The 20,624-nt window shown below is 43.6% G+C and carries 20 protein-coding genes; 1 reads left to right on the top strand and 19 read right to left on the bottom strand.

Annotation, left to right across the window (positions count from 1 at the left end; genetic code table 11):
* Positions 1-62: 62 nt before the first annotated feature.
* From trmFO to AC0OMU_RS05200, 17 genes are all read right to left on the bottom strand, one after another.
* A complete protein-coding gene (gene trmFO, locus AC0OMU_RS05280; RefSeq protein WP_474240947.1) occupies positions 63-1,370 on the bottom strand; it encodes an FADH(2)-oxidizing methylenetetrahydrofolate--tRNA-(uracil(54)-C(5))-methyltransferase TrmFO in 1,308 nt (435 codons plus the stop codon).
* A gap of 75 nt (positions 1,371-1,445) precedes the next feature.
* On the bottom strand, positions 1,446-3,521 hold the full coding sequence (topA, locus tag AC0OMU_RS05275; RefSeq protein ID WP_003245599.1) for a type I DNA topoisomerase: 2,076 nt from the start codon (positions 3,519-3,521) through the stop codon (positions 1,446-1,448).
* Positions 3,522-3,708: 187 nt separating this feature from the next.
* Positions 3,709-4,602: a DNA-processing protein DprA gene (gene dprA, locus AC0OMU_RS05270; protein ID WP_474240946.1), complete on the bottom strand. Its 894-nt coding sequence runs from the start codon at positions 4,600-4,602 to the stop codon at positions 3,709-3,711.
* 60 nt (positions 4,603-4,662) lie between these two features.
* Positions 4,663-5,565 (bottom strand): succinate--CoA ligase subunit alpha, encoded by a 903-nt coding sequence (gene sucD / locus AC0OMU_RS05265; RefSeq protein WP_047182609.1) that lies wholly within the window; start codon positions 5,563-5,565, stop codon positions 4,663-4,665.
* A 28-nt stretch (positions 5,566-5,593) separates the two neighbouring features.
* Positions 5,594-6,751, bottom strand: a complete 1,158-nt coding sequence (gene sucC / locus AC0OMU_RS05260) for an ADP-forming succinate--CoA ligase subunit beta (protein ID WP_003244732.1) — start codon at positions 6,749-6,751, stop codon at positions 5,594-5,596.
* 172 nt (positions 6,752-6,923) lie between these two features.
* On the bottom strand, positions 6,924-7,205 hold the full coding sequence (locus tag AC0OMU_RS05255) for a FlhB-like flagellar biosynthesis protein (protein WP_003232001.1): 282 nt from the start codon (positions 7,203-7,205) through the stop codon (positions 6,924-6,926).
* A complete protein-coding gene (locus AC0OMU_RS05250; RefSeq protein WP_015383652.1) occupies positions 7,202-8,932 on the bottom strand; it encodes a hypothetical protein in 1,731 nt (576 codons plus the stop codon). Before AC0OMU_RS05250 ends, AC0OMU_RS05255 begins: the two co-directional genes overlap by 4 nt.
* Positions 8,933-8,963: 31 nt before the next feature.
* Complete coding sequence (gene rnhB, locus AC0OMU_RS05245; protein ID WP_003245658.1) at positions 8,964-9,731, bottom strand: ribonuclease HII; 768 nt, start codon at positions 9,729-9,731, stop codon at positions 8,964-8,966.
* A 70-nt stretch (positions 9,732-9,801) separates the two neighbouring features.
* A complete protein-coding gene (ylqF, locus tag AC0OMU_RS05240) occupies positions 9,802-10,650 on the bottom strand; it encodes a ribosome biogenesis GTPase YlqF (protein ID WP_015383651.1) in 849 nt (282 codons plus the stop codon).
* Positions 10,651-10,792: 142 nt separating this feature from the next.
* Positions 10,793-11,140: a 50S ribosomal protein L19 gene (gene rplS, locus AC0OMU_RS05235; protein WP_003220825.1), complete on the bottom strand. Its 348-nt coding sequence runs from the start codon at positions 11,138-11,140 to the stop codon at positions 10,793-10,795.
* A 139-nt stretch (positions 11,141-11,279) separates the two neighbouring features.
* A complete protein-coding gene (gene trmD, locus AC0OMU_RS05230) occupies positions 11,280-12,011 on the bottom strand; it encodes a tRNA (guanosine(37)-N1)-methyltransferase TrmD (protein WP_015383650.1) in 732 nt (243 codons plus the stop codon).
* Positions 12,008-12,532 (bottom strand): ribosome maturation factor RimM, encoded by a 525-nt coding sequence (gene rimM, locus AC0OMU_RS05225; RefSeq protein WP_003232013.1) that lies wholly within the window; start codon positions 12,530-12,532, stop codon positions 12,008-12,010. Before rimM ends, trmD begins: the two co-directional genes overlap by 4 nt.
* A gap of 4 nt (positions 12,533-12,536) precedes the next feature.
* The gene (locus AC0OMU_RS05220; RefSeq protein ID WP_015383649.1) at positions 12,537-12,923 is read right to left on the bottom strand and encodes a YlqD family protein; all 387 of its coding nucleotides are present in this window, start codon (positions 12,921-12,923) and stop codon (positions 12,537-12,539) included.
* Positions 12,924-13,044: 121 nt separating this feature from the next.
* Positions 13,045-13,290, bottom strand: coding sequence for a KH domain-containing protein (locus tag AC0OMU_RS05215; RefSeq protein ID WP_014476792.1), 246 nt, complete (start codon positions 13,288-13,290; stop codon positions 13,045-13,047).
* A complete protein-coding gene (gene rpsP, locus AC0OMU_RS05210) occupies positions 13,290-13,562 on the bottom strand; it encodes a 30S ribosomal protein S16 (protein WP_003220815.1) in 273 nt (90 codons plus the stop codon). Before rpsP ends, AC0OMU_RS05215 begins: the two co-directional genes overlap by 1 nt.
* 105 nt (positions 13,563-13,667) lie before the next feature.
* Positions 13,668-15,008, bottom strand: a complete 1,341-nt coding sequence (gene ffh, locus AC0OMU_RS05205) for a signal recognition particle protein (RefSeq protein ID WP_014113771.1) — start codon at positions 15,006-15,008, stop codon at positions 13,668-13,670.
* Positions 15,009-15,021: 13 nt separating this feature from the next.
* Complete coding sequence (locus AC0OMU_RS05200) at positions 15,022-15,354, bottom strand: putative DNA-binding protein (RefSeq protein ID WP_003238590.1); 333 nt, start codon at positions 15,352-15,354, stop codon at positions 15,022-15,024.
* Positions 15,355-15,531: 177 nt separating this feature from the next.
* On the opposite strand from AC0OMU_RS05200, the gene AC0OMU_RS05195 reads away from it, so the two are divergent.
* On the top strand, positions 15,532-16,017 hold the full coding sequence (locus AC0OMU_RS05195; protein WP_003245834.1) for an Ig-like domain-containing protein: 486 nt from the start codon (positions 15,532-15,534) through the stop codon (positions 16,015-16,017).
* Between the two features lie 35 nt (positions 16,018-16,052).
* Here the strand turns inward: AC0OMU_RS05195 and ftsY are convergent, their stop codons facing one another.
* Both ftsY and smc read right to left on the bottom strand, forming a co-directional pair.
* On the bottom strand, positions 16,053-17,042 hold the full coding sequence (gene ftsY / locus AC0OMU_RS05190; RefSeq protein WP_015383647.1) for a signal recognition particle-docking protein FtsY: 990 nt from the start codon (positions 17,040-17,042) through the stop codon (positions 16,053-16,055).
* A gap of 19 nt (positions 17,043-17,061) precedes the next feature.
* The gene (gene smc, locus AC0OMU_RS05185; protein WP_474240945.1) at positions 17,062-20,622 is read right to left on the bottom strand and encodes a chromosome segregation protein SMC; all 3,561 of its coding nucleotides are present in this window, start codon (positions 20,620-20,622) and stop codon (positions 17,062-17,064) included.
* Positions 20,623-20,624 lie beyond the last annotated feature (2 nt).

The following is a 20,624-nucleotide window of genomic DNA, read 5'->3' as shown; positions in this document are numbered from 1 at the left end:
AAACCTCCCTAGGAAGGGCTTTTAAATGGTATCACAAATCGCGCTCAGGTTGCAATCAATACCTATATTGTTTTCGAAATTGTTTGAATTGTTTCAATCGCACGGTTCGCGTATTGTTCATTTCGTTCTTTTTTATTTTTAATTTTAACTGGCAATTCTTTTAAAAGCCCAAAGTTTGCATTCATCGGCTGGAAGTTCTTCTGGTTTGTTGTTGTAATATAATGTGCCATACTGCCAATTGCTGTTTCCTGAGGGAAAATAACAAGCTCTTCTCCCAATACAAGCTTCGCCGCATTAATGCCTGCTACAAGTCCTGAGGCAGCTGATTCCACATATCCTTCTACTCCCGTCATTTGGCCTGCAAAGAACAGATCACTGCGGTTTTTAAATTGATAAGTCGGCTTTAACAGGCTTGGAGAGTTAATAAATGTGTTTCTGTGCATCACGCCATATCTGACGATTTCTACATTTTCAAGTCCTGGAATCAACTTGAGAACTTCCTTTTGGTCTCCCCATTTTAAATGAGTCTGGAATCCTACAATATTATAAAGTGTTCCCGCAGCATCATCCTGTCTGAGCTGAACGACGGCATAAGGGCGTTTTCCTGTAACAGGATGCTCTAGACCAACCGGTTTCATCGGACCGAAAAGCATTGTTTTCTTACCCCGTTTTGCCATGACTTCAATCGGCATGCAGCCTTCAAAGAAAATCTCTTTTTCAAATTCTTTTAACGGCACTGTTTCTGCTGATGTTAATGCTTCATGAAAACGGTCAAACTCTTCTTCTGTCATCGGGCAGTTCAAATATGCTGCTTCACCTTTATCATAACGGGATTTCAGGTACACTTTATCCATATCAAGGCTGTCTTTTTCTACAATTGGCGCCGCTGCGTCATAAAAATATAAATAGTCCTCTCCAGTCAGCTCCTTCAGCTGGGCGGACAGCGATTCAGATGTTAACGGACCCGTTGCGATGATAGTAGGGCCTTCAGGAATTTGAGTCACTTCTTCATTAATAACGGTTACGTTTGGATGATTTTTCACCCGATTTGTCACACTTGCGGCAAATTCATGACGGTCTACTGCAAGAGCGCCCCCGGCAGGCACCGAACATTCGTCAGCCGCCGCGATAATGGCTGAATCAAGCGCACGCATTTCTTCCTTTAATACACCGACAGCGTTAGCAAGTGTATTAGAGCGAAGAGAGTTGCTGCAGACAAGCTCTGCAAATTTATCTGTATGGTGCGCAGGCGTTTGTTTAACTGGCCGCATTTCATACAATTTGACTTGAATCCCCCGTTTGGCAAGCTGCCATGCCGCTTCACTTCCTGCGAGTCCGGCTCCGATTACATTCACTGTTTGTTGGTTCATCTTTCACATCTCCTAGTTTATTATTCAAGGCCTTCTTTTAACACACAAAGAAGGTGAGCAAGACCCTGCTCACCGCTACTTCTGTGGTTCTTCCTTATAATCGCATTCCACGCATTGGACTTGTATGCCTTTTTTGAGTTTTTTCTCGACGAGCATTTTTCCGCATTTCGGGCATTTTCGTTCAATTGGTTTGTCCCATGATACGAATTCACAGTCCGGATAACGGTCACAGCCGTAAAACACCCGTTTCTTTTTCGATTTTCGCTCAACAATGTTTCCTTCTCCGCAGCTCGGGCACTTCACACCGATTTGTTTCACAATCGGTTTCGTGTTCCGGCAGTCAGGGAAGTTGGAGCAAGCTAAGAATTTACCGTACCGTCCCATTTTATATACCATTGGAGAACTGCACAATTCACAATCCTCTCCAGCATACTCTGGTTCAATCTCAACTTCCTTCATTTCCGATTCGGCTTTTTTGACGCGTTTTTCAAAATCGGTGTAGAAATTATCGATAATCTTGACCCATTCGGTATTTCCTTCTTCAACATGATCAAGATCTCTCTCCATTTTAGCTGTAAACTCAACGTTAATGATCTCGGGGAAAAACTCCATGATCAAGTCAAGAACGATCTGACCTAATTCAGTCGGAACGAAACGTTTATTATCCAATGCCACGTAGCCGCGCCGCTGAATAGTATCAAGTGTCGGAGCATATGTGGATGGACGGCCGATACCGCGTTCTTCAAGGGTTTTAACAAGCCGGGCCTCAGTATATCGCGGAGGCGGCTGGGTAAAATGCTGCTCAGGTTCTATATCTTTTGATAATACCGTGTCGCCTTCTTGTAAGTCAGGCAGCATCCGGTCTTTTTCTTCCATTTGATCGTCTTTTCCTTCAACATACACCTTCATAAACCCGGAAAACTTGACTTTACTTCCATTTGCACGAAATGTCAAACCGTTGTTTGTCAGGTCGACACTCATTGTATCGAGAACAGCCGGTGCCATTTGGCTGGCAACAAAACGCTCCCAAATTAATTTATACAGTCTCATTTGGTCTCTGCCGAGGACTGCTTTTAATTCACTTGGTTTTCTAAGAACTGATGTCGGTCGAATTGCTTCGTGGGCATCCTGGGCATTTTCATTCTTTTTCGCAGGCTTCCGTTTTCCGCCTAGGAACTCTTTTCCATATGTCTGATCAATAAATGCAGCTGCTTCATCAACAGCCGTATTCGAAATACGGGTTGAATCCGTTCTCATATACGTGATCAGACCAACCGTTCCTTCTCTTCCTAAATCAATTCCTTCATATAATTGCTGTGCAATCATCATCGTTTTCTTCGCTCTGAAATTGAGCTTGCGAGCCGCTTCCTGCTGCAGGGTAGAAGTGGTAAAAGGCAAAGCAGGATTACGTTTGCGTTCCTTTTTGGTTACTTTTTCAACTGTATATTGATTCCCTTTGAGCTGAGAAAGAATCTCTTTTACATCAGCTTCACTATTTAAAGGAAGTTTTTTGCCGTTTTTCCCGAAAAAGCTCGCTTCAAAGGTTTCTTGACCTTTTAAGAACGTACCGTCAATTGTCCAATATTCCTCAGGCTTAAAGTCGTTAATTTCTTTTTCACGGTCAATAATCAAACGGAGGGCAACGGATTGCACGCGTCCTGCGCTAAGCCCTTTTTTGACTTTTTTCCATAAGATTGGACTGATTTTATATCCGACAAGCCTGTCTAAAATACGTCTCGCTTGCTGTGCATCCACTAAATCCATATTGATCATGCGGGGATGCTTAAACGATTCCTTAATAGCGTCTTTTGTAATTTCGTTAAACACCACACGGCAGTCAGAGTTGAGATCTAAATCAAGACTGTGTGCCAAATGCCATGCAATCGCTTCCCCTTCTCTGTCGGGGTCGGCTGCGAGATACACTTTTTTGGCTTTTTTCGCAGCCGTTTTCAGCTCTTTTAATACCGGTCCTTTACCTCGAATGGTAATATATTTCGGTTCAAAATTCTGTTCTATGTCAACTCCCATTTGACTTTTTGGAAGATCCCGGACATGTCCCATTGATGCTTTTACTTTATATTTTTTACCTAAGTAACGTTCAATCGTTTTCGCCTTAGCGGGCGATTCCACGATGACTAGATAATCAGACATTTTCATCCCCCTCAAGAGGTGTTCTCTCTCTTTTCAAGATATTTCAATTTTATTTTTGCAGCTGTCTTTATTTGGCTTTCAACATTTCATTCTTTATCATGAACGTCATTAATTAAATAGAAAACAATATGCAACTTTAAATCCTCACTATTATTAAATATTACAATACCGTTTGTCAAACGATAATTCAAAAGGGTTCCGTATATTGAACGTTTCTCTCAGGAAGTTCCTCGAAAATATCCTCTGCTGACCATATGGCTTTAGCCCCCTGCTGGATCAGTTTTATAGGCCCTCCGGCGTAAGGGTCAAATAATGAACCGGGTACGGCAAATACCTCTCTCCCTTGTTCCAATGCTTGATAGGCAGTAATCAGCGAACCGCTTTTTTCTTTGCCCTGAACGACAATAACGCCTTCACTTATTCCGCTGATAATACGGTTTCTCATAGGGAAATGCCATTTTTGGGGTTTAGTTTCAGGTGGGTGCTCTGACAGCAGGATATGGTGTTTAGCCATGTGATCTGCTAACTGAAGGTTTTCTCGGGGATAAATGTGTTGAAATCCGCCTGCAATGACGCCAATTGTCCGCCCCTTCGCCTTAATACTTGCAGCATGGGACATTCCGTCTATCCCAGACGCCAGTCCGCTGACAATCACCCAACCTTTACGACAGATCTCTTTTGTAAGATGATTGACAACTTGTTTCCCATAAGCTGTTGGATTTCTTGTCCCTACAATTCCAATTTTTCTCCCTTTCGAAAGAAGAGTCATATCACCTTTTGCAAACAGTACGGCGGGGGGATCATAAATGCTTTTAAGCCAGATAGGATATTGCTTTGAAGAAATAGGGATGGTGTTAATGCCTTGCTCACGATAAGCAGTAAGTACACGCTGGAGCTTTGGATAAAGTTGTTCTATTTCGTTTTTTAATGCAGCTGCTTTTATTTGATCACGAGTAACCGTTTGTAACACGGGTGATGTCAGCGACATAGACGGATCGGCTTTCCACCATTTTAATAGAAGGGATGGGGATAATAATTGATTGATTCTGCAAATCGTTAAGCAGGCAGCGGCCTGATCCAATAGATTGACCTCCTTTTGTTAGAAAAAGCAGGAACAGCCTTGACGGCTGTCCCTTTTTTATTAATGCGTTTTACAAGTTTCGAACAAGTTCTTCTCTTTCAGCACCTTAATTAAGGTTTCACCCATGACAGAAGGTGTCTCTGCAACTTCGATTCCGCATGCATTAAGGGTTTTGATTTTTTCATCAGCTGTCCCTTTTCCACCGGAAATAATGGCGCCTGCATGCCCCATGCGCTTCCCAGGAGGTGCTGTTTTACCGCCGATAAAACCGACTACCGGTTTTGTCATGTTGGCTTTTACCCACTCTGCCGCTTCCTCTTCGGCAGTACCGCCGATTTCGCCAATCATGATGACTGCGTGTGTGTCAGGATCTTCGTTAAACGCTTTTAAAACGTCAATAAAGTTTGTTCCATTTACAGGGTCGCCGCCGATTCCAACAGCTGTAGATTGCCCTACACCCGCTTCTGAGAGCTGGTGCACCGCTTCGTATGTTAATGTTCCTGAACGTGATACAACGCCTACATGACCCTTTTTATGGATGTATCCGGGCATAATGCCGATTTTACATTCTTCAGGCGTAATGACACCAGGACAGTTCGGCCCTATCAGTCTCGTTTTCTTGCCTTCCATGAAGCGTTTGACCTTCACCATATCCAAAACCGGGATATGTTCTGTGATACAAATCACGAGATCAAGCTCCGCATCTACCGCTTCCATAATCGCATCAGCTGCAAACGGTGCGGGCACATATATAACAGACGCGTTAGCGCCGGTCGTTTGAACTGATTCAGCCACTGTATTAAATACAGGAACACCTTCCACTTCTGTTCCGCCTTTTCCAGGTGTTACACCGCCAACGATATTTGTGCCGTATTCGAGCATCTGCTTCGTATGAAATAAAGCGGTAGAACCTGTAATCCCTTGCACAATAACTCTTGTATCTTTATTAATGAAAACACTCATTATTTGGTCCCCTGCCTTTCATTCTTTCTTAAACTAAGGATACGATTTTCTGCGCGCCGTCAGCCATTGATTCCGCAGATGTAATGTTTAATCCTGATTCACTAAGAATTTTCTTCCCTAAATCTACGTTTGTGCCTTCAAGACGGACGACAAGCGGCAATGTCAAACCAACTTGTCTAGTCGCTTCAACAACCCCTTCTGCGATGACATCACATTTCATAATACCGCCGAAAATGTTGACAAAAATCCCTTTAACGTTTTGATCAGAAAGAATGATTTTAAATGCTTCCGTGACTTTTTCCGCGGTTGCACCGCCGCCCACATCAAGGAAGTTGGCCGGTTCTCCTCCATAATGCTTGATAATATCCATCGTAGACATTGCAAGCCCCGCGCCGTTTACCATACAGCCGATATTTCCATCAAGGGAAATGTAGCTTAGATCATATTTGGACGCTTCAATTTCTTTCGGATCTTCTTCATCCAAATCTCTGTATTCCATAATGTCCTTTTGTCGGTACAACGCATTGCTGTCAAAATTCAATTTTGCATCAAGCGCCATCACATTTCCGTCGCCGGTCACAACAAGCGGATTGATTTCGGCGATTGAGCAGTCTTTCTCAACAAACGCTTTATATAGTCCAAGCATAAATTTAGCAGCTTTTCCCACGAGCTCTTTTGGAATATTAATAGCGAATGCAATTTCTCTGGCTTGATAGCCTTGAAGGCCAACAGCCGGATCAATGACAGCTTTTTTGATTTTTTCCGGTGTTTTCTCCGCAACCTCTTCAATTTCCGTTCCGCCTTCTTCAGAAGCCATCAAAACGATTCTTGAAGTGGCGCGGTCAAGCACTAGACCGATGTAATATTCTTTTTTAATATCGCAGCCTTCTTCAATAAGTAAGCGTTTTATTACTTGGCCGTCCGGACCCGTCTGATGTGTAACTAGGGTCTTCCCTAATAGTTCTTCGGCATACGCTTTTACTTCGTCTAATGATTTTGCTATTTTTACCCCACCAGCTTTGCCTCGACCGCCAGCATGAATTTGAGCCTTTACGACATAAACCGAGCTGGATAAGCTCTTTGCACTCTCAACTGCTTCTTCTGCTGTAAAAGCCACTTTACCTTCAGGAACAGATACCCCATATTTTCTGAGGACTTCTTTTCCCTGGTACTCATGGATATTCATTTCCCATCCTCCTAACTTATGTAACAAAACTAAAATAGACTGCGCTTTCATTCTATAATAATACTGGAAGAATTGTCTACAGTTCGATGCAAAATCTTTTAATCCTTCTAAACATTCAAACTTTTACTTTATTAAAAACATAAATTTCAAAGGAGGGTGGGGAATATTTTAGCTATTTTTTGTTTTTTACGCTTTCGTCCAATTTGTAAATGAATGAAAAAATCTCGGCTACCGTTTCATAAAGAGCTTCAGGAATTTGATCATCTACCGTCAAATGGCGCATTAATTCGACAAGGGTCCGATCTTCTTGAATCGGGACCCCTGCTTTTTTCGCTTCTTTGATAATGTTGTCGGCTACATGGCCCTTCCCTGTGGCAATCACTCTCGGCGCCTTGTCTTTTTGTTCGTCATAATGGAGAGCAACAGCTTTTCTGATCGGTGTCTGCTCTTTCATATTTTCACATCCACTTCCTGATCACTGATACTTGTTATATATTGATCGATTGAAGCCTTTTCTTCGGTGTGATCCCTTTTTTTAGCGTTTACCCCTGAAAGGCTGTACCCCATTTCCTTTAGCCCCTGTTTAAGCGCGGGCACCATCGGATCGATCGCAGCCTGCAGCTCGAAATCAGTCTCTATTGTAATCGTCATGACTTTTTGCTGTACCAAGCAATCAACGACGGTTTCTTTTAGTGTATCAAGCTGCAGCAAAAACAAAAGGCGGCAATGGGAAGGATCAAGCTTTCCATCTGCTTCCTTCTTTCCTTTAAACAGAACAGTCATGTCCTGAACCCCTGACTTCGAAAACATCGGAAATGACATTACAATTTGGCTGTATGACGGATGGTCCTGCTGCATGAAAAGCTGGCCATTTAATTTATGAAAAAGCTGATCGGCTTCTTGTTTGACTGGTTCGGCTACCTCATGCGATGCTCTTAAAGCAGAAAGAGCCAGCTTGATGGATTGCATTTCGCCAGATGTGACTGCGCTTCCTTGTTCAAACGCTTTAATGAACGCAACCTCGTCCCTTGCGCCGATTGCCGTTTTCACTTTGGATAAGAAAGAAAGAACATCTGCCTTATCCGCCAAATGGGGTGCTGTCTGCTGAACAGCCTTTAAAAAGACTTCGGCTTCCTGGTCTGTGACTTGTGCCGCCTGTAAAACAGCTGAAGCTGCAAGTGACTTACTATCACCCGATGAAGCAGCCGCTTTAATCCAATTTGCTGCCTCTTTCACAATTTGGAGACTGTTTTTTTCAGCAGATTCCGTCAGCTTCACCAGCAGCTGGCGGGCTTCTTTAATTGGAATGTCTGCTGCTGTTTTAACAGGCTCTTCTTGTATGCTTCTCTGTTCTGCTGTGTGATTTGCAATCGGCAGGCTGGCTTTTCCGGGGGAGCCAGCTGGTGTGCTAAGCTCCCTGCTTCCAGCTGTATTCGCCGGAGAAGGTGCTTTCGTATTGTCGGTTAAAGAAATAAGCTTATCAATCAGCCGTTCTGCATGGACATCGATTTCACTATTTAAAAGCACCGTAACTGCTTCCTTTAGCTTTGATATCATTTGGCTCTGCTGAGGGTTTTGGTCGATTGCCCGAAGCAGCTGGGATACGTGCTGATGCAACGGAACAGGCGATTTCACAGCATGAACACCATTCAAAATCTCGGAGTGAATGGGAAGATCACGCTTTAAAGCGAAGAGAACCGTTTCAACTGCTTTTTTTGTGTCTTGCGAAGGCAGCGTGTCCATCCAGCGGACAGCTGTTTTGATATCATTTTCTGTTACGGGTGTTTTGCTTTTCAGCATCGCTCCTGTCATCATGAGAGCTGCGTTTGACGTCTTCACTGAAATGGCATTTAAAAGTTTGCCAGCTGCATCCTGAATGGTTTTAGGATTTTGATCAAAGCTTTGAACGACCTGAAGACGGCCTGTTTGTTCTGCCGTTTTTTTTTCGTAGGAAAACCAATAGTATGCCTGAGGACGAAGCTGGGTTTCAAGTTTTCCCTGAACAGTTTGATTGCCGACTTGGATCAGGGCATGCTGATCTCCTAGTAAACGAAGCACTTTTCCTAAGAGGAGACGCTTCTCCCCGTTTAGCGCTTCGTTTACTTTTGATGTTTCCTGCGGGACGGCTGTACGCCCGAAAAGGTGCTGCAGCGCCTTTTGCACATCATTTCGTATGTTCATTTTAAAAAGGTGCCTCCTTGTCCATGGTGATTTATCTGAAAGATTGAACAGGAGCGAAAGTTTTGCGGTGCAATTCAGTTGGGCCGTATGCAGCAAGAGCTTCCAAATGTTCTTTTGTCCCATAGCCTTTATTTTTTTCAAAGCCGTACATGGGATACGTTTCGGCATAAGCGCTCATCATTCGGTCCCTCGTCACTTTTGCGATACACGCACCTGCCGCAATAGACACGCTTTTGGCATCTCCTTTTATAATTGACGCCTGAGCCGTGTCGAGCGGAAGTGTCATTGCGTCAACAAGCAAATAATCAGGTGTATCCGACAAATCCTGTATCGCTTTCACCATTGCCATTTTTGAAGCTTCATATATATTGATCTCATCAATCACAGTAGCTTCTACAATTCCTATCCCGACCGCCAGTGCTTCCTTCATAATAAGCTCGTAATATTCCTCGCGTTTTTTCTCTGAAAGCTTTTTGGAGTCTGTCAGCCCAAGTATTTCACATTCCTCTGGAAGGATGACTGCGCTGGCGACAACTGGTCCTGCCAATGGCCCCCGGCCGACCTCGTCAACACCTGCAATCAAGCGAAATCCTTTGTTTCTTGCCAGCCTTTCATAGGAAGTCATATTCACCCATTGTTCTTTCAGCGCTTTTTCTTTCGCTTGCTTTTTAAGCCATTGCTCTACAAGCGTTTGAACGCTTTTTCTCGGGTCGTTTTCGCATTGGGCAATAAATGGGTCTTGTGCATCCTTCACTTCCTGCAAACGGTCTTTAATGTCCTTTACGGTTAATGTATTCACTTTCTCTTCTCCCTTACTGTATGTATCGGTTCAGCCAAGAAAAAATAAAGACCCGCATTTCTGCGCGCCTTTACATCGTCGGCTGTTCAAATGACAGCCTGCCGAACTTTTCAGTGCGAATATCGCGAATGATGACTTCAGTCGTCTTATCGTAGTTAATGAGCCCACCGCTCATGAGACAGCCCCGCTTTTCACCTATTGCATCAAACAGCTCGGCAATGTCCTCTGGGATCTCCTCAAGGCCATAACGCTCTTTAAGCCGTTCTGGGTAATGTTCTTCGAGAAAACGAAGACCAAACACGGCCACATCCTGCAAATTGATAATCGAGTCTTTAATAGCCCCGGTGACTGCCAGTCTCAAACCGACAAGTTCATCCTCAAATTTAGGCCACAAAATTCCCGGTGTATCTAATAGCTCTAATTCTTTCCCAACTTTGACCCACTGTTGAGAAGTCGTAATACCAGGTCTGTCTCCCGTTTTTGCTATGTTTTTCTTTGCAAGCCGGTTGATGAGCGTTGATTTTCCGACGTTTGGAATGCCGATAATCAAAGCGCGAATCGCTCTCGGCTTCACACCTTTCGCACGCATCCGGTCAAATTTTTCTTGGAGGATCTCTCTTGATGCAGGCACAATTTGATTTAACCCTTGTCCATTTACAGAATTAATAGACAGAGAGCGGATCCCCTGCTTCTCAAAGTGCTCTTTCCACTGCTGTGTAACTGCCGCATCTGCTTTGTCAGCCTTGTTTAACAGCATAATTCGCGGCTTGTTTTTTAGAATATCTTCAATCATTGGGTTTCTTGATGACATTGGAATTCTGGCATCTACCAATTCATATACGATATCGATTAATTTTAATTTTTCGGTTACTTCCCTTCTTGCTTTTGCCATATGGCCCGGGAACCATTGAATTGTCATGTGACACGAACACCGCCTTTATCTTCAGTATGCATGATTCATTGTTGTCCTTTATGTATTTTACGATGCCTGTCCGGCATTTTCAAATTCTGTATAAAAAAAGAGCTTGTTACAGGTAACAAGCTCTTTTCGTTCGTTATCATTATCGTCTGATCTCTTTAATACGAGCCGCTTTTCCGCGAAGTTCACGCAGATAGTAAAGTTTAGCACGGCGTACTTTACCGTAACGTACAACTTCGATTTTCGCGATTTTTGGTGTGTGTACAGGGAAAGTACGTTCAACGCCAACACCGTAAGAAATCTTACGAACTGTGAACGTTTCGCTAATTCCACCACCACGACGCTTAATCACAACACCTTCAAAGATCTGGATACGCTCACGGTTACCCTCAACAACTTTAACGTGTACACGTAAAGTGTCACCAGGACGGAACGCAGGAAGATCAGTACGAAGCTGTTCTTTTGTGATATCTTCAATTAGTTTTTGCATCGTTTTCAACTCCTTCCAACAGATGCTCTTGGCCACAAAAACCGGCACAGCGGAACATCGTTTTCAAGCTTGCAGCGGATAAGCCCGCTTAAGCCACAAGTAGTATCTTATCACAATTTCATAGCCTATGCAATAAAATCTATTCTTTTTCCCATTCAGAAATCCACTTTCTTTGCTGCTCTGTAAGCGGGTAGTCTTTCAACAGATCCGGACGTCTTAGGTAGGTCCTTCTGATCGATTCTTTATTTCGCCATTCTTCAATTTTTGCATGGTTTCCTGACAAGAGTGTTTCAGGCACTTTTAAACCTTTGTAATCTGCCGGTCTTGTATAATGCGGGTGCTCTAAAAGTCCGGTGCTGAAGGAATCCTCAATATGGGAAGCCTCTTTACCCAGTACACCCGGAAGCAGTCTGACTACACTGTCTGCGATCATCATTGCAGGGAGCTCACCGCCCGTCAGAACAAAGTCGCCAATTGATATTTCATCCGTTACCAAGTGCTCGCGAATGCGTTCATCATAGCCTTCATAGTGGCCGCAAATGAACAGCAAATGTTCTTCCTTTGCTAATTGTTCGGCTTTTTTTTGAGTAAAGCGCTCACCTTGCGGGCATACGAGGATAATACGCGGAGCAGCGGCTGCCTTTGATGTCAGGTCCTCGACCGCGTCAAAAACAGGCTGAGGCTTGAGAACCATGCCTGCCCCGCCGCCATAAGGATAATCATCAACAGTATTGTGCTTGTTATCAGAGTACTTCCGGAAATTTACGACTTGAAACTGCACCGCATCTTTTTCCTGGGCTTTTTGAAGAATCGATGAGCCGAGCACGCCTTCAAACATTTCGGGAAACAGCGTCAAAAAGTCGATTTTCATTCGTCTATTAACCCTTCCATGAGTTCAATCTCAATTTTCTTTTCCCTGACATCGATATGTTTGACCACTGATTCAATGTAAGGAATGAGTGCGTCTTTTTTTCCTTTTCTTCCGATGACCCAAACGTCATTGGCTCCAGGCGTCAAAATTTCTTTGACCTTTCCGATGAGTTCGCCTTCTTCAGTAAATACTTCACACCCAATAATTTCGTGGAAATAAAATTCACCCTCATTCAGCTCTCCTAATTCTTCTTCAGGAACTTTAATGATTGCGTTTTTCAGCTCTTCTACTTCATTTAGGTTTTGTCTTTCTTTAAACTGCAGGAGATGAAATTGCTTATGCAGTCTATGTGTGTTTACCGTTACCTCCACTGGTTCGTTACGGCCGTCCATAAACAAATACAGCGTGTTTCCCGGCTTGTATCGTTCTTCGGCAAAGTCTGTTTTTGAAATCACCCGCACTTCGCCTTTGATTCCGTGGGTATTTACGATTTTGCCTACATTAAACCATCGCTTTGTCATATGATCACCTCTGGCGAATTTCAATTACTTTTCCGTCTTTTATGACGATGGTGTTCGCTGCTGTTTTCTCATGCCAGTCATCCCCGGCTTCAATCGTCAGCAGCGCATCGACTTCCTTTTCTTTCAACTCACTGCCAAGCGGCAATGTATGTACTTGAGCAATTTGAAAATCAATGATTTTTATATCATCTTTTCGCTTTCCTATTGCCTTTTTAAATTGTTCAATCATATCAGGGTTTTGCTGTTCTTTCTCATGTTTTCTAAGCTGAAAATAGAGCTGGCTGCATTCTCGTTCAAGCATTTGTTTCTTCTCGGCAAAAGAAGCTAAAAGCTTTTCTTTACTGCGCTCGGTTAAGACTTGCATAACGGCTACACGGTGAATAATTTGCATCGCACCAAGCTCCCCGCTTTTAAAACTTTTTCTCGCCCAGGCTTTTCTATTTTGCCTAAGCTTCTATCAGTTTACCCTTTTTTTGCGTGTAAAAAAAGGGGAGGTGCCGGCCCTCTCCCTTTTAGTCAAATATTTCAAATTGAACTTTCTTAGAAGACTGTGCGCCAGCTGCAAATACAGCTGTTCGAATCGCTTTTGCAGTCCGGCCTTGCTTTCCGATAACTTTACCGGTATCTGACTTATGGACAGATAAGCGCAGCGCAATCTTTTGATCGGTTTCTTCTCTTATGACGCGAATGTCATCTGGATGATCAACAAGCGGCGTCACAATGTGGACAATCAAATCTTCCAAGTGTTGATCAGTCATTACTTGCCTTGTTTAGCGTTGTGGAATTTTTCCATGATTCCTTGGCTAGAGAACAAGTTGCGAACTGTATCAGATGGTTTCGCTCCAGTTTGAAGCCATTTAAGAGCAAGCTCTTCGTCAATTTTTACTTCCGCTGGTTTTGCAACCGGGTTGTAAGTTCCGACTGTTTCGATGAAACGGCCGTCACGTGGTGAACGAGAATCTGCTACAACAATACGATAGAAAGGAGATTTTTTTGCTCCCATACGTTTTAAACGAATTTTTACTGCCATTTTACTAGCACCTCCGAAAATATTTCAACAAGATAGTATATTAACAATGATAAAAGTGTTTGTAAAGTGTTTTTTCTTAACAACGGTTTTATCATGTATAACCGATTACATAAAAGGTAGCTTAAACCCTTTTTTCTTGCCTTTTGACATGTTTGTCATCTGCTTCATCATTTTTTTCATTTCATCAAACTGCTTAAGCAGACGGTTGACTTCCTGTACGGATGTCCCGCTTCCTTTTGCAATCCGCTTCCGCCGGCTGGCATTGATAATATCCGGCTGTTCTTTTTCAAGAACAGTCATTGATTTGATGATTGCTTCCACATGATTCAGCTGTTTTTCATCAACTTGGATGTTTTTCAGGCCTTTCATTTTACCTGCACCCGGCATCATTTGTAGAAGCTCATCAAGCGGCCCCATGTTTCTGACTTGCCCGAGCTGCTCCAGAAAATCGTCCAATGTGAAGCTCATCGTTCTCATTTTTTGTTCCAGCTCTTTGGCTTTGTCTTCATCAACGCTGGCCTGTGCTTTTTCAATCAATGTCAGCACGTCGCCCATGCCGAGAATCCTTGATGCCATGCGTTCAGGATGGAACGGCTCTAACGCATCAAGCTTTTCGCCCAAACCTGCGAACTTAATTGGCGTGTTTGTGACAGCGCGAATAGAAAGCGCAGCCCCGCCGCGTGTGTCTCCATCCAGCTTAGTTAACACAACACCGGTTAAACCGAGCTGTTCATTAAAGCTTTTGGCAACATTCACAGCGTCCTGACCGGTCATTGAATCGACAACCAGGAAAATTTCTTCCGGATTCGCGATTTCTTTGACGTTGGTCAGTTCATCCATCAGTTCATGGTCGATATGCAAGCGGCCTGCCGTATCCAAAATGACATAGTCATAATGTTCTTCCTTGGCTTTCTCAATAGCCTGTTTAGCTATTTCTACAGGACTGACCTGATCGCCAAGAGAGAAAACAGGCATATCAAGCTGTTTGCCGAGTGTTTCCAGCTGCTTAATTGCGGCTGGGCGGTAAATATCGGCAGCAACCAGCATCGGTTTGCGATTATGCTTTTTGCGCAGCAGATTCGCAAGCTTACCGCTTGTTGTCGTTTTACCGGCACCTTGGAGACCGACCATCATAATAACAGTCGGCGGCCTTTTTGCGACGGCGATTTTGCTCTCTTCGCCGCCCATCAGCTCAGTCAGTTCCTCTTTAACAACTTTAATGACCTGCTGGCCGGGCGTCAGACTTTTCATGACGTCTTGGCCTACAGCGCGTTCACTTACTTTTTTGACAAAATCTTTGACTACTTTAAAGTTAACGTCAGCCTCAAGCAGCGCAAGACGAACCTCACGCATCATATCTTTTACATCTTGTTCGCTGACTTTCCCTTTTCCGCGGATTTTAGAAATCGTCTGCTGCAGTCGGTCGGCTAATCCTTCAAATGCCATAGTTTGCCGCCTCCTAATCTAATTTCTCAAGCGCTTCAATCAGAGCTGTAATTTCTTCCTCTTCTTTTGAACCGGAAGCAAGCTCCTTCAGCTTATTAAACATCTCTTTACGCTCCTGAAACTTTTTCAAAAGGAGCAGCTTTTCTTCATATTGTTCAAGCATCGCTTCTGTTCGTTTGATGTTATCATAAACAGCTTGTCTTGAAACCTCATATTCTTCGGCTATTTCGCCTAGGGAGAAATCGTCCAAATAATAAAGCGACATATAGCTCTTCTGTTTTGACGTCAACAACGACTGATAAAAATCAAACAGATAATTCATTCTCGTTGTCTTTTCGAGTGACATTTGAGCTCTCCCCTTTGTTAAGTCAAATCCCTTTACGATAACTTAGTTTACACGGTTTTATTGACACTGTCAAGTTTTTATCTTGTCAAAGCGGCGATTAACTTTTTCCAAAATACGCTAAATATCATCCAATTTATTCCGATATTGTATATGAACCCTATTTTAAGGAGGATTTTTATGAAAAAAATCGGTTTATTGTTTATGTTATGTCTGGCAGCCCTGTTTACAATAGGTTTCCCGGCACAGCAAGCAGACGCTGCTGAGGCACCTTATAAGGCCTCAATCACAAATATCAGCACAGATGGAGGGGTATACGGTAAAATCAATTACGGACAAGGTCAATATTGGCGAGTCAAGTACAATATTACAGTAAGCGGCAAATTACTCGACCAAAACGGACAGCCAGTGCCAAACGCGCCCGTAAGATTTGAAGCGGACACGAAGGTCGGAAACACAACACAAACTGCTTCAGGAACGACTGATGCAAACGGAACATTTGAGGTTCCAATGTATTTGGGGCCAGCTGCTGGGTATTACACGTATTACACATCTGTTTCTGTTCATTACTATGACATCATCCCATTCAGAGTATTTTCTGGTGAGTCAAGACTGGTATCCACTGATAACAGTCTTTATCATTTCGCCTATCAAGTAAGAAGATAAAAAAGAAAAGGCCCCAAGATGTAGGGGCCTTTTTCTTAATCGTCGGCTTTTTCCACTAAATCTGAAAAGAGTCCGTACACATAGGATTCTGGATCAAATTCCTGAAGATCATCAACTTTTTCTCCTAAACCGACTAGTTTAACCGGGATGTGAAGCTCGTTGCGAATCGCAAGGACGATACCGCCCTTTGCCGTACCGTCAAGCTTCGTTAAAGCAATGCCGGTAACATTTGTTGCTTTAGAGAACTCTTTTGCCTGAGCCATTGCATTTTGGCCGGTCGTGGCATCAAGGGCAAGCAGCACCTCATGCGGAGCTTCAGGAACTTCTCTTTCGATAACACGTTTTACTTTTTCAAGCTCTTTCATGAGATTTACTTTGTTTTGGAGACGACCTGCCGTATCACAAATTAATATATCGGCATTTCTTGCTTTCGCAGCATGAACAGCATCGTAGATGACAGCCGCCGGATCGCTTCCTGCCGTCTGCTTAATGACAGGCACTCCTGTACGCTCTCCCCATACTTCCAGCTGTTCAATGGCTCCCGCTCTAAAAGTGTCTCCGGCGGCAAGTACGACAGATTTTCCTTCTTGTTTCATTTTATGAGCAAGCTTTCCGATCGTTGTTGTTTTCCCGACGCCGTTTACACCTACCAGAAGGATTACGTTTAAACGCCCATCTTGGATGTTCAGTTCTGAAATTTGCTCATCTCCGCTGTTATAAATCTCGACCAGTTTCTCAGAAATCACTGACTGGACTTCCTTTGGATCTTGAATATTTCTGCGTTTGACTTCTTTTTTCAGCTCATCTATTAATTCCATAACGGTTGTAAAACCGACATCCGCGCTGATAAGAACCTCTTCAAGCTCTTCAAAGAAATCCTCATCCACTTTACGGTAACGGGATACAAGATCATTCACTTTGTTTTGAAAGGAGTTTCTTGTTTTTTCAAGGCCATCCTTAAACTTTTCAGATACGGAATCTGTCTGTTTTGTGATTTTCTCTTTTAATTTTTTAAAAAAGCTCATCTTTTAACCTCTTTCCTCGTTACTGAACGAATTCTTTTGTTTCTTCCAGCTTAACGGAGATTACCTTGGAAACACCGGATTCCTGCATGGTTACGCCATAAAGCACATCCGCTTCCTCCATCGTTCCTTTTCTGTGGGTAATCACAATAAACTGGGTATCACTGCTGTATTTTTTTAAATACTGCGCAAACCGGAACACATTCGCTTCGTCGAGCGCAGCCTCTACTTCGTCAAGGACGCAAAACGGCACTGGACGAACCTTTAGGATTGAGAATAAGAGCGCTATAGCAGTAAGCGCACGCTCTCCGCCTGACAGGAGGTTTAAGTTTTGCAGCTTTTTCCCCGGCGGCTGAGCGATAATCTCGACTCCTGAATGAAGCAGATCGTTAGGATCGGTGAGCCTCAGTTCAGCTCGCCCTCCTCCGAATAAGGAGCGGAAAACTTGATCAAAGTGTGAGCGGATTTGGACGAATGTGTCGTTAAAGCGCTTCGTCATTTCTTCATCCATTTCTTCAATCACTTGGAACAAGGTATTTTTCGCTTCTGTTAAATCTTCTTTTTGTTCCGACAGAAACTTGTACCGTTCGTTGACCCTCTCAAACTCATCTATGCTTCCGAGGTTCACGGTACCCAGCTCTTCAATTGCGAGTTTAATCAGCTTCACGCGCTTTCTGGCTTCCTCTGGATCAGTTTCAAGCTGATATTTCTCTTTTGCCCCCTCAAAGGACAAGCTGTATTCCTCCCGTAAGTATTGAAGTAAATTATCAAGCTCGACTTCCATCCGTCCGAGTTTGACTTCTTCGTCTTTTAAGAGCGTTGTTTTTTGTTTATACAGGCGTTTCATTTCTTTCAGCTCACGCTCATACGTATCAAGCCCATGCTGAAGCTTGATGCGCTGATCGCGCCTTAATGCAATCAGTTCGATCGTTTTCGTTTTGTCATTCAATTTATGTTTTGCTGCTTCTTCCAGCTTTTCTTCGCCGCTGGTGCTAGATGACATCTCTGACGTTAAGAAGCTTAAGTCTTCTTTTGCTTCTTTTAACGCAAGCTCTGTTTCAGTGAGCTCTTTCTTTAATCTGGCAAGGTTGTCCTCTTCCCCCTTGCATGCCTGCTCTTTTTTGGCCGCAGCGATCTTCAGCTCAGTCAGCTCGTTGGAGAGAGACTCTTTCGTTGAGGATTGCGTTAGTTTTTGTTTTGTCAGTTTGTCTATGTCCTCTTCAAGCTGTTTCATCTTTTCAGAAACGGCAGAGAGCTCTTCTTCAAGCTTGCGTTTGCGCGCTTTTTTCTCTTCATCGCTTTCTGACAGAGCAGATTTTTCTTGGTCATAGAGCTCTAAATGGGTATTGATATTTTTCTCGGCAACTTGAAGTTCGTACAGCTGGCCTTTCACATCCTGCTGCTTTAACCTTAAGCCTTCCCCGGTTTCTCTTAAGTCAGCCAGTTTTTTCTCCATATCCTGAATGGATTGCTTAAGGGTTTTGACCTCTTGTTCAAGCAGTGCTGTTTTCTCTTCCATTTCAGCGAGCCGTTTCGTCACATCTTCTAGCTCCCGGCTTCTTCCAAGGAGGGAGTTATTTTTCTTTTTAACCGCGCCGCCCGTCATTGAACCACCGGGGTTCACAACATCTCCCTCAAGGGTTACGATGCGGTACCGGTGCCCGAGAAGCTTCGCAAGCTCGTTTGCACCCTTTAAGTCCTCTGTGATCAGAACGGTTCCAAGAAGATTCTGGATGACGCTTCGATACGCAGGATCAAATGTGACAAGTTCACTGGCAACCCCGAGAAATGATGAATGCCGGGCGGCTGTTTCCGCGTCACGGCTTTGAAGCTGGCGGTCTCTAATAACAGAAAGAGGCAGAAACGTCGCCCGGCCGAAGGAATTCTGCTTTAAATATTGAATCGCTTTTCGGGCAGATTGTTCATCGTCGGTCACGACATGCTGAGCAGAAGCGCCGAGCGCTATTTCAATGGCCGTTTCATACTTCTGTTCTGTAGAAATCAGCTCAAGAACCGCTCCGCGAATTCCACCAAGGCGCTTTTTCGCTTTCAGCACTTCTTTAACACCTTGATAAAAGCCGGAGAAATCTCCCTGCATCGTCTCAAGCATGTCCTTTTTTGATCTCGCTTGCTGAACGTATTGGTATGCCTGATACAGAGCGGATTCATTTTTTTCGTATTGGCGCTTTTTCTGCTCATATTTTGTCTGCATATCACGATATGCACCGACTTGACTGTGAATCTCCTGCTCAATTCGAGCAAATTCCGTTTCACATGCGGCTTTACGCGCAGAAATATCACGCCGTTCCTGCAGGTGCTTTTCATTGTTGTCCGCGAGTCTCTGCAATGTGACAGCGGATTGGGACATCTGGTCATCAAGAAGCTGGAGTTCGTTGCGTATCGAAGCCTGGCTGTTTAACAGCTCAAAATAATCACTTTTCAGCTGCTCGATTTTCTCTTCGACATTTTCATTGTGAAGACTGAGAGCCTGCTGTTTTTCTTTTACTTGCGCCCTTAACTGCTTCACCTCAGCCTGAAGCGTTTCGAAGACAGCTTCCTGCTTCGAAAGCTCTTCTTTCAGAACCGTTTCTTTTTGCTGGAACTGAACGATGGCTTCTTCAAGCTGTTCTTGGTTTTGCACAGCGTTTTTCTTTCGTTCTTTCAGGACTTCTTTACGGCCTTCAAGCTTTTCCAGCTCTTCACTAGTTACCAGTAAAACTTGCTGGAGCTCATCTACTGACTCATCAAGCGCTTGTATTTTGTCCCTTGTATCCTCAATCTTTGCTTCTTTCGCAGAAATAGCAGACGATTCAGCAAGCTCTTCTTCTTTTGCCATCTGCACTTTCTCTTTAAGAGTCGACCATTTACCATGCAGCTCTTCGATATCATAGGCAGTCAGCGCAATTTCAACATGCTCCAGCTCTTTCTTTTTCTCAAGGTAGTCTTTCGCTATTGAAGCTTGAATTTTAAGAGGTTCAACCTGTCCTTCAAGCTCATGTAATATATCTTCTACCCGATTTAGATTGTCCTGTGTCTCAAACAGTTTATTTTCTGCTTTTTTCTTTCTCGTTTTATATTTAAGCACCCCGGCCGCTTCTTCAAAGATACTGCGGCGATCCTCCGCTTTGCTGCTCAGGATCTCTTCCACTTTCCCTTGGCTGATAATAGAAAATGCTTCTTTACCAAGGCCAGAGTCCATAAATAAATCAATAATATCTTTCAACCGGCACGGCTGATTGTTAATCAGAAACTCACTCTCACCTGATCTGTACACACGTCTTGTGACACTCACTTCGTGGAAGTCAATTGGCAAGAAATGATCATCATTATCAAGAGTAAGCGTAACTTCAGCTAGATTTAATCGCTTTCTTGAATCACTCCCGGCAAAAATAATGTCCTCCATTTTTCCGCCGCGAAGAGAGCGTGCCGATTGTTCGCCGAGAACCCAGCGAATGGCATCCGTGATGTTGCTTTTTCCGCTTCCGTTCGGCCCGACAACCGCTGTCACGCCTTTAACGAAGTCTACGGAAATCCGTTCTGCAAATGATTTAAATCCTATAACGTCTAAACGTTTGAGGAACATAG

It is taken from the genome of Bacillus sp. FAU18 (assembly GCF_056033885.1).
The sequence above is the reverse complement of the archived record's forward strand: the minus strand, read 5'-3'. Positions and strand labels throughout refer to the sequence as shown.